13 protein-coding genes and 2 pseudogenes are annotated in these 14549 nt (G+C 39.7%); all 15 read left to right on the top strand.

All coding sequences use genetic code 11. The annotated features are described in order from the left end of the window. Positions 1 to 177: 177 nt before the first annotated feature. The gene (speE, locus tag JCM19043_RS12345) at positions 178 to 999 is read left to right on the top strand and encodes a spermidine synthase (protein ID WP_062322906.1); all 822 of its coding nucleotides are present in this window, start codon (positions 178 to 180) and stop codon (positions 997 to 999) included. 14 nt (positions 1000 to 1013) lie between these two features. Beyond that, complete coding sequence (speB, locus tag JCM19043_RS12340; RefSeq protein WP_062322904.1) at positions 1014 to 1886, top strand: agmatinase; 873 nt, start codon at positions 1014 to 1016, stop codon at positions 1884 to 1886. A gap of 386 nt (positions 1887 to 2272) precedes the next feature. Then, on the top strand, positions 2273 to 4315 hold the full coding sequence (locus JCM19043_RS12335; protein WP_062322902.1) for a BglG family transcription antiterminator: 2043 nt from the start codon (positions 2273 to 2275) through the stop codon (positions 4313 to 4315). A 1-nt stretch (position 4316) separates the two neighbouring features. After that, complete coding sequence (locus JCM19043_RS12330; protein ID WP_062322900.1) at positions 4317 to 4607, top strand: PTS sugar transporter subunit IIB; 291 nt, start codon at positions 4317 to 4319, stop codon at positions 4605 to 4607. A gap of 33 nt (positions 4608 to 4640) precedes the next feature. Beyond that, positions 4641 to 5995, top strand: a pseudogene (locus JCM19043_RS12325) (PTS ascorbate transporter subunit IIC). Between the two features lie 31 nt (positions 5996 to 6026). After that, positions 6027 to 6875, top strand: a complete 849-nt coding sequence (locus tag JCM19043_RS12320; RefSeq protein WP_062322899.1) for a transketolase — start codon at positions 6027 to 6029, stop codon at positions 6873 to 6875. After that, on the top strand, positions 6872 to 7813 hold the full coding sequence (locus tag JCM19043_RS12315; RefSeq protein ID WP_062322897.1) for a transketolase family protein: 942 nt from the start codon (positions 6872 to 6874) through the stop codon (positions 7811 to 7813). The genes JCM19043_RS12320 and JCM19043_RS12315 overlap by 4 nt, the downstream gene beginning before the upstream one ends. 212 nt (positions 7814 to 8025) lie before the next feature. Then, positions 8026 to 8337, top strand: a complete 312-nt coding sequence (locus JCM19043_RS12310) for a type II toxin-antitoxin system RelB/DinJ family antitoxin (protein ID WP_062322895.1) — start codon at positions 8026 to 8028, stop codon at positions 8335 to 8337. Between the two features lie 491 nt (positions 8338 to 8828). Next, the gene (locus JCM19043_RS12300; protein WP_062322891.1) at positions 8829 to 9269 is read left to right on the top strand and encodes a DUF1934 domain-containing protein; all 441 of its coding nucleotides are present in this window, start codon (positions 8829 to 8831) and stop codon (positions 9267 to 9269) included. Next, a complete protein-coding gene (argS, locus tag JCM19043_RS12295) occupies positions 9266 to 10936 on the top strand; it encodes an arginine--tRNA ligase (protein WP_062322889.1) in 1671 nt (556 codons plus the stop codon). Before JCM19043_RS12300 ends, argS begins: the two co-directional genes overlap by 4 nt. Positions 10937 to 11158: 222 nt before the next feature. Then, positions 11159 to 11745 (top strand): annotated as a pseudogene (locus JCM19043_RS12290) (AAA family ATPase). 147 nt (positions 11746 to 11892) lie between these two features. Next, the gene (gene rpoE, locus JCM19043_RS12285) at positions 11893 to 12450 is read left to right on the top strand and encodes a DNA-directed RNA polymerase subunit delta (protein ID WP_231631545.1); all 558 of its coding nucleotides are present in this window, start codon (positions 11893 to 11895) and stop codon (positions 12448 to 12450) included. Positions 12451 to 12625: 175 nt separating this feature from the next. Further along, complete coding sequence (locus JCM19043_RS19005; RefSeq protein WP_369813868.1) at positions 12626 to 12901, top strand: formylglycine-generating enzyme family protein; 276 nt, start codon at positions 12626 to 12628, stop codon at positions 12899 to 12901. A gap of 61 nt (positions 12902 to 12962) precedes the next feature. After that, positions 12963 to 13541, top strand: coding sequence for a formylglycine-generating enzyme family protein (locus JCM19043_RS19000; protein ID WP_369813867.1), 579 nt, complete (start codon positions 12963 to 12965; stop codon positions 13539 to 13541). A 17-nt stretch (positions 13542 to 13558) separates the two neighbouring features. After that, on the top strand, positions 13559 to 14329 hold the full coding sequence (locus tag JCM19043_RS12275; RefSeq protein ID WP_062322887.1) for a MurR/RpiR family transcriptional regulator: 771 nt from the start codon (positions 13559 to 13561) through the stop codon (positions 14327 to 14329). Positions 14330 to 14549 lie beyond the last annotated feature (220 nt).

The following is a 14549-nucleotide window of genomic DNA, read 5'->3' as shown; positions in this document are numbered from 1 at the left end:
TTTAAATAGGTGAGAAAAAAACACTTGCTTTTTCCGAAAAAAACTCTAAAATTATCTTGTTTCCCTGTATTTATGATACCCTAAAAGTGAACGACTAAATAGAAGTAAGAATACAACAAGAAACAATAAATAATAGAAAAGCAAAGATGCTTTTAATGACAAAAGGAGTCGATACACATGAGTTTATGGTTTACAGAAAAACAAACCGATGCATTTGGTATTACAATGAAAGTAAAACAAACATTAGAAACAAAACAAACCGATTTTCAAAAGTTAGATATGGTCGAAACAGAAGAGTGGGGCAACATGTTGCTGCTTGACGGGATGGTCATGACCTCAGAACGTGATGAGTTTGTCTATCATGAAATGATCAGCCATGTGCCGCTTTTCACTCACCCAAATCCAAAACATGTCTTAGTTGTTGGTGGCGGTGACGGTGGTGTTATTCGTGAAGTATTGAAACACCCATCAGTAGAAAAAGCAGTACTTGCTGAAATTGATGGCGATGTGATTGAATCCTCAAAGAAATTTCTTCCGTCAATTGCGGGTATGTTAGACGATCCGCGCGTGGAAGTTAAAGTAGGCGACGGCTTTATGCATATCGCAGAGAGTGAGAATATGTATGACGTCATCTTAGTTGATTCAACCGAACCTGTCGGTCCAGCAGTTAATTTATTTACGAAAGGCTTTTATGCCGGTATTAGTAAAGCATTAAAAGAAGACGGTATTTTTGTCGCGCAGTCGGATAACCCATGGTTTAAAGCGGATCTGATTCAATCTGTTCATCGTGACGTAAAAGAAATCTTCCCTATCACGAAACTCTATACCGCTAATATCCCAACGTATCCAAGTGGACTATGGGCGTTCACTTTGGGTAGCAAAAAATATAATCCATTAGAAAGCCAGCGTACAGCTGAGATTGACACAAAGTATTATACGAAAGATCTTCACGGGGCAAGCTTTGTTCTACCAAAGTTCGTTGAAGATTTAACGAAATAATAGAGGTGAACCCGATGCGATTTGATGAAGCTTATTCTGGTAAAGTGTTTATTGCCAGTCAAAACGATTATGATAATGCGGATGTTGTCTTATACGGCATGCCAATGGATTGGACGGTGAGTTTTAGACCAGGGTCGCGTTTTGGTCCAAACCGTATTCGTGAAGTCTCGATTGGCTTAGAAGAGTACAGTCCTTACTTAGACCGAGAACTAACAGAGATCAATGTCTTTGATGCCGGGGACATCCCGTTACCATTCGGTAACCCTGAAAAAAGCGTGAAGATGATTAAGGAGTATGTGTCCACCTTAATGGATGCCGGCAAAATGCCGTTTGGTCTTGGTGGTGAACATTTAGTGACCCTGCCAGTCGTTGAAGCTATTTATGAAAAGACCAAAGATTTAACCTTGATTCATATTGATGCGCATACGGATCTACGCGATCACTATGAAGGTGAAGCGTATTCGCACTCCACGCCAGTGAAAAAGATATGTGAACTCATCGGTCCAGAAAACGTCTATTCCTTTGGTATCCGTTCAGGCATGAAAGAAGAATTTCTTTATGCTGAAACGAGTGGGATGCATCTCTATAAGTATCACGTATTAGAACCATTAAAAAACGTCTTACCAACATTACAAGGGAAAAATGTTTACGTGACGATTGATATTGACGTACTTGACCCAGCCAGTGCCCCAGGTACAGGAACACAAGAAGTCGGTGGGATTACGTCTAACGAATTACTCGCAGCGATTCATGCGATTGCGGGGAGCGAGGTCAATATCGTTGGTTGTGATTTAGTTGAAGTCTCACCTCCTTATGACAATAGCGACCAAACCGCGATTGCGGCGAGTAAGTTTGTGAGAGAAATGTTACTTGGGTTTACAAAGTGAGTGTATGCAAATATGAACAAAACGTGAGAGTTTTGCGCGAAAAACACATTATAAAAAGTATCACTACCATTATTATTTGAAAAAAATAATGGCGGTGATACTTTTTTTTTGCTTACTTTTAAATCAATCGGGTATGAGTACAGTAGGAAGTCAATTTAAAAATAATATAACGGTCGTTAGGCTAATGAAAAAGGTATCGGTTAGATGTTTTAGTTTTCCTTTGTTCATGGGTCTTTTTTTAAGGGCTTTTTCATGCATGACAAGGCATGGAAAAGCAAAGAGAAGCAACTTCAGCCCAATAGAATGCTTAAAGTGTCAAGGTGATTGCTCAATAACCATCGAAGTTGAAGCGCTTACATGATATGATGAAATCAAGGAGGAAGGATATGATTGATAACCATTTACTCATTCTATTTGGAAAGTTAATTGAGATGCCAAAGTTCACATTAACCGGCCTATCTCATGTCATTGAAATCGAAAGGAGTGAAGTTGAAAGACAAATACATCAACTGAATAACTATTTGCGCCATCATAACTTCCCGCTGATTGAACTTGTGGGAGATACGTACATTGTACCGACTCGTCTACAAGAAGAAACAAAATTTGTGAGCCAACTATATAAGAACTTACAAATTGTTTTTACTGAAGAAGAACGCCAACAAGTGATTTACTTAATTGCTTTTATGAGAAAGACGGAATTATCTAATTTTCATTATCAAGAATTATTGCAAGTGAGTAAAAATACCGTGTTAACGGACATTAAGAAAGTACGGGAATACTGTCACGTGTTTGATTTAAGTTTTTCTTATACCCGTAAAGATGGCTATCACATCGAAGGAACAGAGTTAAACACGCGAAAGATGGCCTTTGATCTTATCTCAAAGATGCTTGGTCAAACAAATGGTACATGGATACTGGAGTATGTCGCTAGCTATTGGGATGAAACGCTCGATATGAAAGCTGTCGTTCAATTAATGAAAACAGAAGCGAAACAAAAGCATATCTCGATTGTGGAAAGTCGGATAAATGAAATTGCCTATTTAATTGAATTGATCCGTATCAGACATAAACCAATTAAAGTTAACTTAAAACCATATAAGGCACTTATATCAAAAGAGATGCTCGTCTACCAGTACTCTTACGACGTCCTTCATAAGTGGCTGTTAGACATTAATAATTCTGAAGTTTACGTGCTCAGTAGTTTGCTGTTAAGCATTATTGAAGGTGAGGATGTGACACGTCAACACGGTGAGTTGTATGAGGTAACCAAGCGTGTTGTTGATACGATGGAGGCTTTATCACTCGTATCCTTTCAAGAAAAAGACACGTTAGTGACCTCCCTTTATACACATTTAGTACCAGCGTATTACCGGGTCACCTTTGACTGGCCATTCCGGAATGATTTAACAGAGGTCATTAAAGCGGAAAACGAAGAACTCTTTCGAATCGTCAACCGTGCGCTTGACCCCTTTAGGGAGTGTGTGAATCATCCGATTTCGGATGATGAGATTGCTTACTTTGTGATTCATTTTGGTGGGCAGTTAGAGTCTCAGTTAAATGAACGAAAAAAGTACCGGGCGTTAATTATTTGTCCGAATGGCATTAGCTCCTCACTCATTTTAAAAACAGAATTACAACAACTGTTTCCGGACTTTACGTTTCTACAAAAGCACTCTGTTGATGATTTAAAGTCTGTCGATGTGACCGACTACGACATGGTTTTTTCAACCGTCTATGTGCGGGCAGATCAACCGCTCTATATCGTGAAACCCATTATGAATGCCTTAGCCAAAAATCGACTCGTTCAGCGGGTGACGAAAGACTTTATGATTGATAACTTCATGGTGCCAAATATTGATGATTTAATAAAGACGATCAAAAAGTACGCGACGGTTCATGATGAAAAAAAGCTCCATCGTGAATTACTCAATACAATTATTTCACAAGAAAGTGAGAAAGGTGATGATTTACCGATGTTAACAGATTTACTAACGAAACCTTATATTCAAGTACAACAAGACACACCGATGGATGGTTGGAAAGAGGCGATTCAATACGCCTGTCAACCACTTATTGACCACGGAAATATTGGACCTGAATACGTTGAAGCCATCTTTAAGAAACTTGAAACGTACGGGGCTTATATCGATTTAGGTCAAGGCGTGGCGATTCCTCACGCAAGACCAGAAGATGGTGTAAAAGAATTAGGCATGAGTTTACTCGTCTTAAAAGAACCAGTGCATTTACTCGATGATGAGAAACACCCGATCCAATTACTTGTCACCCTTGCGGCTATCGATAATGAGACACATTTAAAAGCCTTGTCTCAGTTGACGGCGATTTTAAGGGATAAAGATAGACTGACAGCTTTAAAAGAAGCAACAAGTCCCGAAGACGTTCTAAAACTTATTGAAGAAGGAGGTGAATAACATGTTACGCATTGGTACAGCATGTGGTTCAGGTTTAGGTTCAAGCTTTATGGTACAAATGAACATCGAACAAATTTTAAATGAATTAGGCGTTGATCAATCACAAGTCGAAGTAGAACACTACGATATGGGATCGGTCTCACCAGACTCAGCAGATGTTTGGTTTGTGGCCGCTGATTTAGCCGAAGCAGCAAGTCATTTAGGTGATGTCCGTATTTTAAACAGCATCATTGACATGGATGAATTAAAAGAGAAAGTCACGGCTTTAGCAGAAGAAAAAGGATTAATCTAAGGTTAAGTCTAAAACGAGGAGGAGCAGACCACAATGAATAATTTTTTACAAGTCATAATTGATATTGCTAGTAACCCCGCACTCTTAGTCGCTTTAATCGCAATATTAGGACTTATCTTACAAAAAAAGAACGTCTCTGATGTAGTCAAAGGCGGGGTAAAAACATTTGTTGGATTTATCGTATTAACTACCGGGGCAGGCGCTGTTGTAAAGGCGTTAGAACCGTTTGGAGGCATGTTCCAAGAAGCCTTCAATATGCAAGGGGTTGTGCCGAATAACGAGGCGATTGTTGCGGTTGCCTTAAACGATTACGGTACAACAACGGCGATTATTATGTTACTCGGTATGGTATTTAATATCCTAATCGCGCGATTAACCAAATTTAAGTATATTTTCTTAACGGGACACCATACGCTTTATATGGCCGCGATGATTGCGGTCATCTTAGCGGTTGTTGGCTTTGATACTTGGCAATTACTGATTTTAGGTGGGTTAACGTTAGGGATTATCATGACGATTTCTCCAGCGATTGTTCAGCCGTTTATGCGACAATTAACAGGGAAAGATCAAATTGCCTTAGGTCACTTTAGTGCCGCAACTTATGCCCTGAGTGGTTGGATTGGTAGTAAAGTTGGTAATAAAGAAAAATCAACAGAAGATATTAAATTCCCTAAAGGTCTCGGTTTCTTACGTGATTCAACCGTCAGTATCGCTTTAACGATGGCCGTTATTTATATTATTGTCGCGCTATTTGCGGGTGGTGCGTATGTGACAGAGAACTTCAGTGGTGGGGTGAATCATGTGATGTACGCGGCTCAACAAGCCGGAACATTTGCCGCTGGTGTATTCGTCATCTTAGCCGGTGTACGCTTAATCTTAGCCGAAATCGTACCAGCTTTAAAGGAATCTCACAGAAACTTGTCCCGAATGCAAAACCAGCCCTTGACTGTCCGATTGTCTTTACTTATGCACCAAATGCGGTGTTAATTGGCTTCTTTGCTAGCTTTGTTGGTGGACTTGTCAGTATGATTGTTATGGCCTTTACCGGTGGTGTTATTATTCTACCAGGTGTTGTGCCGCACTTCTTCGTAGGCGCAACCGCTGGGGTTATTGGTAACGCATCAGGTGGTATTAGAGGGAGTGTTATTGGTTCATTTGTGAATGGTATTGCGATCAGTTTCCTACCGGTCTTCTTACTCCCAGTCTTAGGTGATTTAGGGTTTGCCGGAACAACATTCTCAGATGCTGACTTCGCCCTATCCGGTCTATTCTTAGGTACATTAGGTAGTAGTGGTGGTAAGATTGCCGTTATTATTGGGATTGTAGCTGTGCTCATTGCGATGTTTGCCGCTACCTTTATGTCAAAAGACAAAAAACAAGCCGCTTAATGACTGAGTTCTGAAGGGATGCGTTAAAGATATGGTTGTGAAACCAGTAGAGGATATAGAGCAGTTTGCCAAACAGATTCGTTATTATACGCTCAAACAATTTATCACGATGGGCTTTGGTCATTATGGTGGCAGTTTATCCATTGTCGAAGCGTTAGCTGTTTTGTATGGCAAATATATCAATAGTACACCAGAGAATATGAATGATTTAACACGCGATTATTTTGTCCTATCTAAGGGGCACGCCGGACCAGCGCTGTATGCAACGCTATATCTAAAAGGTTTCTTTACGGCTGACTGGTTGTTAACGCTAAATGGAAACGCTACCCGTCTACCGTCGCACCCAGACCGACATTTGACACCGGGTGTCGATATGACGACAGGGTCGCTCGGTCAGGGGATTTCAGCGGCAACAGGGATCGCGTTAGGTAATAAGATTGCTGGTCGAAGTAATGTCACTTACGTGATTGTCGGTGACGGGGAACTCAATGAAGGGCAAGTATGGGAGGCTATTCAAATGGCCTCCCACAACAAGCTCGATAAGCTGATCGTTCTCGTAGACGACAACAAAATGCAACTCGATGGCCCGACGAAAGCAATTAGTCACCCGCACGATTATGTGTTGAAGTTTGAGAGCTTTGGTTGTTACAGCAAGCGGGTTAATGGTCAGTCCGTCGTGGCAATTGATGAAGCGATTCAGTGGGGACTTAATAATCAAGATAAACCGACAGTGATTGTCCTTGATACAGTGAAAGGTCAAGGTGTAAAGGTCATTGAAGAAATGGCGAATAATCATCACTTACGACCAGACGCGGCAACAACCGAGGCGATTACACGTGAATATGAGGCTTTAGGTCAAGCGATTGGGGTGTCTAAATGAACGTATACAAGGAAAAAGATACAGTAGAAATGCGTCAAGTGTATGCTGAGACACTGTTAGCGCTTGCGACAGATGACCCGACCGTTGTGGCACTTGAAGCTGATTTATCGAGTGCCATCACCACGACAAAGATTAAAGATCAATTGAAAGATCGTTATATTAATGTTGGGATTATGGAAGCAGAAATGATTGGCGCAGCGGCAGGTTTAGCTGTGGCAGGATATAAACCGTTCATTCATACGTTTGCGAACTTTGCGACGCGTCGGGTGTATGATCAAGTTTTCTTATCGTTAGCGTATGCCAAGTTTGATGCGGTGATCTTAGGTTCAGATGCCGGTGTGACCGCTGAACATAATGGTGGGACGCATATGCCGTTTGAGGACTTATCGCTGATGCGGATTATACCGGGAGCGACAGTGTATGAAGCGTCAGATGCCGTGATGCTAGGTGCGTTACTCAGACAAGGTCATAAACAACCGGGGCTCACCTATATTCGCACGATTCGAAAACAGGCCACCAAGCTATATGACGAGTCAGAGACATTTGAAACAGGTTCAAAACAACTGAGAGAAGGAAAAGATGCCGCCATTCTCGCTACAGGCATTATGGTTGCAGAAGCTTTAGCGGCCGCAGACGAACTGGCTACTCTCGGCATTGACGTATCCGTTGTCGACATGTATCAGCTAAAACCCATCGATGAACAAGCGGTACTTAAGGCAGCGGAGACGGGGAGGATTGTGACAGCGGAAAACCATAATGTGATTGGTGGTTTAGGTAGTGCTGTTGCGGAAGTGTTAGCGGAGAAAAAGCCAACAAAAATGACCCGTATCGGTGTCAGAGAAAAGTTCGGCCAAGTGGGAACGGCTGATTGGCTTAAACAAGAATACGGATTAACGAAGACAGATATCGCAGGAGCTGTTAAAGAGTTACTCAGTTAATATTAGCTAATCAGCAATAAGATATGATAAAGGTATATGAACGATAGGATAAGCCAATTCAAGTGTCTAATACTTGAATTGGCTTTTTAAAGTCATTTAAAAACCTTAATATTTGATAGCTTATGTATGGCTTTTGTCTTTCTGTATGAAAATGTTGTGATATACTAAAAGTAAGTTATAAAATACAGAATCTTGAAAGAGAGGGTAGGGAAATGAGTAAATCAACGAGTGTTTATACAAGGGTTGAACCGGAAATTAAAGCAGAAGCAGAAGGTGTCTTAAATGAACTTGGCATACCAATGTCTCAGGCTATTCATATGTTTTTGCGACAAGTTGTGTTACACAAGGGTCTGCCATTCGATGTTAAACTCCCAGAAAATAAACTATTAGAGTATGGAACATTATCAACAGATGACCTCCAAAGAGAGTTAGAAAAAGGGTTGTTAGACTTAAAAGAAGGCCGAGTAAATTCAGCGAGCAAAGTGGCTGAAAGAATGGCGAAGGAATATGGACGTGATATATAGGATTGTTTATACAGAGACGGCTGAACAAGATTTAATTGATTTGTATCGTTACTTAGAAAATAATATTTTTTCTAAACCAATTTCGATCAATCAAGTGAATAATATTGTCAAGGTCATTAATACCTTAAGTCATTTTCCATATAGGTGTAAACTATACAATAAGAAAAATTGGAAAGGTCAAGATGTTCATGTATGACCGATTGATCGCTATCTTGTGTTTTTTGTTAGAGGTCAGAAAGATTCTGAAGTTACGATTATTAGAATCATGTATGGAGGAAGGGATATTGATACTCAACTATGATATATATGATTGTTCTTAAAAAGTCCGTGCGTTGATTACAAAAGACAAACGCACTGGGCTTTTTTGGTTTGCAGGGAGATAAGTACGACTAAATGAACGAAAAAAGCGTAAAGTTTTGAATTTTTGCTTGAGTTTATCGCCAACTCTTTTTATACTTAGGGTTATTGATTATTTATGAAGGATGACTTTTATGACAACGGCAAAACAAGCAGTTCATGTGACACTTGATACAACGATTACTGAAGACGGTCATACCCAAAAGGAATCAGTACGGGTAATGGGTGAAGTGATGGGTCTTGGAATGAAGCGGATGATTACGTTCACAGAAATAAACGATCAAGATGAATCAATCGATACGGTGATGATGCTCAGTGATGATAAAGTGACATTAAAACGCACCGGTGCGATTCAGATGTCGCAACAATTTATTGAAAGTAAAAAAACAGAAAGCCATTATCAACATCCATTGATGCGGTTTCGGATAGAGACGTATACCGACACGATTGAATACAGCTATAAAGAAAGTGACGCCGCTCTTTCATTAACGATGCGTTATCGCACCGTCATCGACGGAGAAGGCGAACGGACACATACATTAAACTTACAAATAAAAGGAGAATCAGACGCATGAGTATTAGCCAACAGGTCAAACAGACGTTAAAAGAAGAAATTAAACAAGCCGTCATCCAATCAGGTCTTGCGACAGAGGATCAGATTCCTGATGTGGTATTAGAGAAACCGAAAGAAAAAGATCATGGGGATTATGCGACAAACGTCGCGATGCAGTTAGCGCGGGTCGCTAAAAAAGCGCCACGTCAAATCGCAGAAGCGATTGTGGAACATTTAAATAAAGAAAAAGCGTATGTCACGAAGATTGACATTGCTGGTCCTGGTTTTATTAACTTCTTTATGGATAACCGTTATTTAACACAAGTCATCACAGAAGTGTTAGACCAAAAAGAAAACTACGGCCGCTCTAACAGTGGACAAGGTGAGAAAATTCAAGTGGAGTTTGTCTCAGCGAACCCAACCGGTGACCTACACTTAGGTCATGCGCGTGGGGCAAGTGTCGGCGACTCGCTTTGTCACTTACTTGACTGGGCTGGTTATGATGTTGAGCGTGAATACTACATTAACGATGCCGGTAACCAAATCAATAACTTAGCGCTTTCAGTTGAAGCGCGTTACATGCAAGCACTAGGTGAAGACTTCCCTATGCCAGAAGACGGCTATCACGGCAAAGATATTTTAACGATTGGTGATGAGCTGAAAGACGCTTACGGTGATAAGTTTGTGAATATGGACCGTGAGGAACGTCTCGCTTTCTTTAGAGACTATGGTTTGAAGTTTGAACTGAAAAAGCTAGAACAAGACTTAGCGGACTTTCGCGTGCACTTTGATCACTGGTTTAGTGAAACATCGCTATATACAGATGAGAAGATTAAACCAGCACTCGCGTTATTAAAAGAAAAAGGTCATACGTACGAAGAAGATGGAGCCACGTGGTTTAGAACAACCGACTTTGGCGACGATAAAGACCGGGTCTTAATTAAAAATGACGGTAGCTATACGTATTTAACACCGGATATTAGTTATCATAAAAACAAACTTGATCGTGGTTTTAATAAATTAATTAATATTTGGGGTGCTGACCACCACGGTTATATTCCAAGAATGAAAGCGGCGATTCAAGCGCTTGGCTATACACCAGATACACTCGAAGTCGAGATTATTCAAATGGTCAACTTATTTGAAAATGGTGAAAAAGTTAAGATGAGTAAGCGAACGGGTAAAGCGGTAACGTTACGCGAATTGATGGAAGAGGTCGGTATTGATGCGGTACGTTATTTCTTCGTTATGCGTTCAAGTGATGCCCACTTAGATTTTGATATGGATCTTGCGAAATCGGAATCCAATGAAAACCCTGTTTATTATGTTCAATATGCACATGCGCGTATTTGTACGTTACTTAAACAAGCGACAGAAAAAGGATTCAGTATTGACGTCTCAAACGTTGAAGCAGAAATTCAATCTGAAAAAGGCATCGACTTACTGAAACACTTAGGTGACTTCGAAGAAGTCATCGCTGAAGCAGCAGCTAACCGGACACCACACCGCATGACAAGTTATGTATTTGATTTAGCACAGCTGTTACACAGTTACTACAATCAAGAAAAAGTCTTAGATGATTCAAACAAACAAAAAACTGAAGCACGTCTTGCTTTAATGGATGCGGTGCGCATCACCATTAAGAACGCCTTAGCAATTATTGGTGTCAACGCTCCAGAACAAATGTAAAACGGTCGTGTATAGTTAAATAAAAGAAGCATGTGTGCGTATGAAAATTCTCATATCAAACACATGCTTTTTTATCTACTTATCAGTTATGACAGGGGAAATATCTTTAGAGAAAAGGGCAACAGGTGTTAATTTTTCCTGTTTTCTGAAATAAAAATGATGCATTTTCAGACTGTATGCGTTAACATAGAAGACAATAAATGAAGAAGTGAGGTAAGAAGGATGCAGAAAGTAGTGTTTTTTGTTGGGGTGGCAGGAACAGGTAAAACAACGGTCGCGGAAAAAGCGGTCAAGCATATTCCTGCGGCCTTTCTCGATCGTGATACGGTAGGCGGACGCTTCGTCGAAGCGTTTTTAGAAAAGGAAGGATTAGACCCAGATGATAGAGACTCAGGTACTATAAAGAAAACTTGCGAGATTTAGAATACGATGCGACAAAAGATATTTGTATTGAAAATATCCGTGTTGGCCAAAACGTCTTTATGATCTCACCATTTACTTCAGAGCTTAAGAGTAATCAGTGGATGGAAGACTTATTGAGTCAGGCAGGAAAAACGAAAGCTGACGTCGATGTGAAAGTCGTTGTTGTGACGCTTGACGATATCGAACAGCAAAAATCTCGGATCCAAGGACGCGGGACAGAAAGAGACTCGTGGAAGTTAGACAACTGGACGAGCTATGAGAATCGTGTAAATTTTGTTCCGGAAATCAACTGGAATATTAGTGATGACGATATCCTCATCTTCGATAATTCTGGTGATTTAACGGATAAAAAGGTGAAAGCTGTCGTTGATTTTATTCGCCAATAAAAAAATGCCCTTTTTCATTAATCAATGAACTAGAACGGTTGCTTTTTACTAATACTACCCCTATAATGTACTGGTGGTAAAACAACACACATATTTTAGGCTAACGCAAAGATTGATTAATAATTGATATAAAGGGAGTGTACGACGGTGAGTGAACTAAATATCAACCGTGAACAACTAGAGAAATATTCAATGATTGAAATGGCTGTTGCTTTGTTAAAACAAGAGAAAAAAGCGATGAACTATCGTGATATCTTTGAAGAAATTACTGAATTAAAACAATTAGACAGTGCAGAACGTGATGAAGCTTTTGCCCAGTTCTACACAGATTTAAACTTAGATGGTCGTTTTCTTTATTTAGGTCAAGGCATCTGGGGATTAAAAGTATGGTACCCAGTTGATCAAATCGATGAAGAAATTACGGAAGAACCGAAAAAGAAAAAGAAAAAGAAAAAAGCGAAGAAAAAAGAAGTTGAACCATCGATTGATCATCCAGTAGAAGAAGAGGAAGAAGATTTAACCGAAATCCCGATCGACTTTATCGCCAAAAGTGATGATGAAGATGAGGATGACGACGACCTTGAACTTGATGAACTCGACGATGATGATCTCTTTGACGACGATGACGATGAAGAAGATTATGATGAAGACGAAGACGATGATGATGAGACAGAAGATGACGACGATGAGGAAGAAGAGAAGTAAGTATTGTTAAGTTGGATAGTGATGCGTTTTAAAAACGTATTGCTATCCTTTTTTCATGTGGCCATTTAGCTATTTAGTAGCCATTCAATCACTAAAAAATCACAGAATATTATAAAAGTATCGCTTTTCGTGATATTATTATAGAAATTGTTTATAAGAATCAGGGGGAAGAGTTATGTCCAATTGTTGCCATCCTAAAAAACAAAACCATCGTTTGAATAATCTCAAATCACATCAATCAACTCCCTTACAAACAAAGAGTCCGAAAAATCTTGATAAAATGATAGAAATTAAAGGTGGAGAATTTATCATGGGGACTGACGATGCTGATGGTTTTAAAGAGGATAATGAAGGTCCTAAGCGACTTGTCAAAGTAGAGTCTTTTTTAATTGATAAAACAGTCGTCACAAATCAGGATTTTAAAGAATTTGTAGAGATACAGGTTATGTGACAGAATCTGAGCAATTTGGTTGGTCCTTTGTTTTTAATCAGCTAATTACTAAATTTGATAGTTGTACAATGACCGAAGTACCGGGTCTGCTTGGTGGCTAGCTGTTAAAAAAGCGACATGGTTCCAACCTGAAGGCCCTGATAGTACGATCACTAATCGACTAGATCATCCGGTTGTCCATGTGTCTTGGAATGATGCCGTGGCTTACGCTGCATGGGCGGGGAAAAGACTTCCCACAGAAAAAGAATGGGAATATGCCGCTCGAGGTGGATTAGAACAGAATAAATATCCTTGGGGAAATGAATTGACACCTAACGGGGAACATTATTGTAATATTTGGCAAGGGGAATTCCCGAAAAAAAATAGTTTAGCTGATGGCTATCTAGGAACTGCCCCTGCTAAATCATTCCCTCCAAACGGCTATGGTTTGTATAATATGTCAGGGAATGTATGGGAGTGGTGTCGTGATCGTTTTGACGCATTATCAAACAAAATAGAGAGAGGATACGTCACACGAGGTGGATCATTTCTTTGTCATCATTCTTATTGTAACCGGTATCGAGTAGCAGCTAGAACCGCTAATACGCCGGATAGTTCAGCAAGTAATATTGGTTTTAGATGCGTAGCAGACTTAAGTTAAGTGAGGGTGGATTAACGATGAAGTTAGAGCAGATGATTAATGAAAACTATCGATTGTTTAGTGAAGGAGATGAATTATTAGCAAGATACATTTTAAGTCATAAGGATAGTATTCCTCAGCTAAGCATCACAGATTTGGCAGAAAGATGTTTAAGTTCTAAGTCATCTATTTTAAGATTTTCTCAAAAAATAGGGTTTTCTGGCTATACAGAATTTAAGAATTATATTCGATGGGAAATCTTAAATCAAATAAACAGGGATAATGAAAAAGATTATGGAGATATCATAAAGAGTCAAATAGAAAAAACAATTGATGGCATTGAAATCGACTACCTTAAAGAAGTTGTTAGAGAAATTGATCAGAGTCGGAACGTGTATATCGCCGGTACAGGTGTGTTACATCAAAATATGGCAGCGGAACTACAGCGTGTATTTTTAGGTGTTGGAAATAATTTGCAAGTTATTCCTCTTGATATCAATTCAAGTCTGCATCAATTAGTTGTAGAACAAATGACAGATGAGGATATGTTTATTATTTTTTCTAGTTCAGGAAATAATCCGATAATTAAAGATTCACTCTCTATCCCTCTAATTAAAGAAGTAAAGATTCTCGGTATTACCGCTAGTCAGTCAAATTGGTTAGCAACGCATGCGAACTATAATATTCATGTTTATTCAGAAGATGATGATCGAACCGGTGTAACAAATATTTTCTCATCTAGCTCATTTTATTGTATCATTGAGCTTTTAATTTTCCATTATTCCGATTATAAGGTAAATGAAAATTGAACTACCCCCACCTAACATTCTCACGAATGTTTGAGGAAGGGGATTCCGTAAGGACACCCTAAAGGCGCCCCATGCTCATTCAACTAAGCATAGGTTTTTCTACTTTCCAACCGCCGCAAACCTATTTTCTCAACATCTGTTAAAGCATGCTGGGGAAATAGTGTGTTCCAGGAACACAACTTGCTTTGGTCGAATCGTTCTGTCTGTTAGAACGCATGCG

The organism is Halolactibacillus sp. JCM 19043 (assembly GCF_001310395.1).
Lineage (GTDB): Bacteria > Bacillota > Bacilli > Bacillales > Amphibacillaceae > Halolactibacillus > Halolactibacillus miurensis.
The sequence above is the reverse complement of the archived record's forward strand: the minus strand, read 5'-3'. Positions and strand labels throughout refer to the sequence as shown.

What these genes read in the sequence shown, in the direction of transcription:
- JCM19043_RS12275 (WP_062322887.1), top strand. Translation starts at nt 13,559, where the DNA reads ATGAAGTTAGAGCAGATGATTAATGAAAACTATCGATTGTTTAGTGAA.
- argS (WP_062322889.1), top strand. Translation starts at nt 9,266, where the DNA reads ATGAGTATTAGCCAACAGGTCAAACAGACGTTAAAAGAAGAAATTAAA.
- JCM19043_RS12310 (WP_062322895.1), top strand. Translation starts at nt 8,026, where the DNA reads ATGAGTAAATCAACGAGTGTTTATACAAGGGTTGAACCGGAAATTAAA.
- JCM19043_RS12335 (WP_062322902.1), top strand. Translation starts at nt 2,273, where the DNA reads ATGATTGATAACCATTTACTCATTCTATTTGGAAAGTTAATTGAGATG.
- speE (WP_062322906.1), top strand. Translation starts at nt 178, where the DNA reads ATGAGTTTATGGTTTACAGAAAAACAAACCGATGCATTTGGTATTACA.
- JCM19043_RS12315 (WP_062322897.1), top strand. Translation starts at nt 6,872, where the DNA reads ATGAACGTATACAAGGAAAAAGATACAGTAGAAATGCGTCAAGTGTAT.
- JCM19043_RS19005 (WP_369813868.1), top strand. Translation starts at nt 12,626, where the DNA reads ATGTCCAATTGTTGCCATCCTAAAAAACAAAACCATCGTTTGAATAAT.
- JCM19043_RS12300 (WP_062322891.1), top strand. Translation starts at nt 8,829, where the DNA reads ATGACAACGGCAAAACAAGCAGTTCATGTGACACTTGATACAACGATT.
- JCM19043_RS12320 (WP_062322899.1), top strand. Translation starts at nt 6,027, where the DNA reads ATGGTTGTGAAACCAGTAGAGGATATAGAGCAGTTTGCCAAACAGATT.
- speB (WP_062322904.1), top strand. Translation starts at nt 1,014, where the DNA reads ATGCGATTTGATGAAGCTTATTCTGGTAAAGTGTTTATTGCCAGTCAA.
- JCM19043_RS12330 (WP_062322900.1), top strand. Translation starts at nt 4,317, where the DNA reads ATGTTACGCATTGGTACAGCATGTGGTTCAGGTTTAGGTTCAAGCTTT.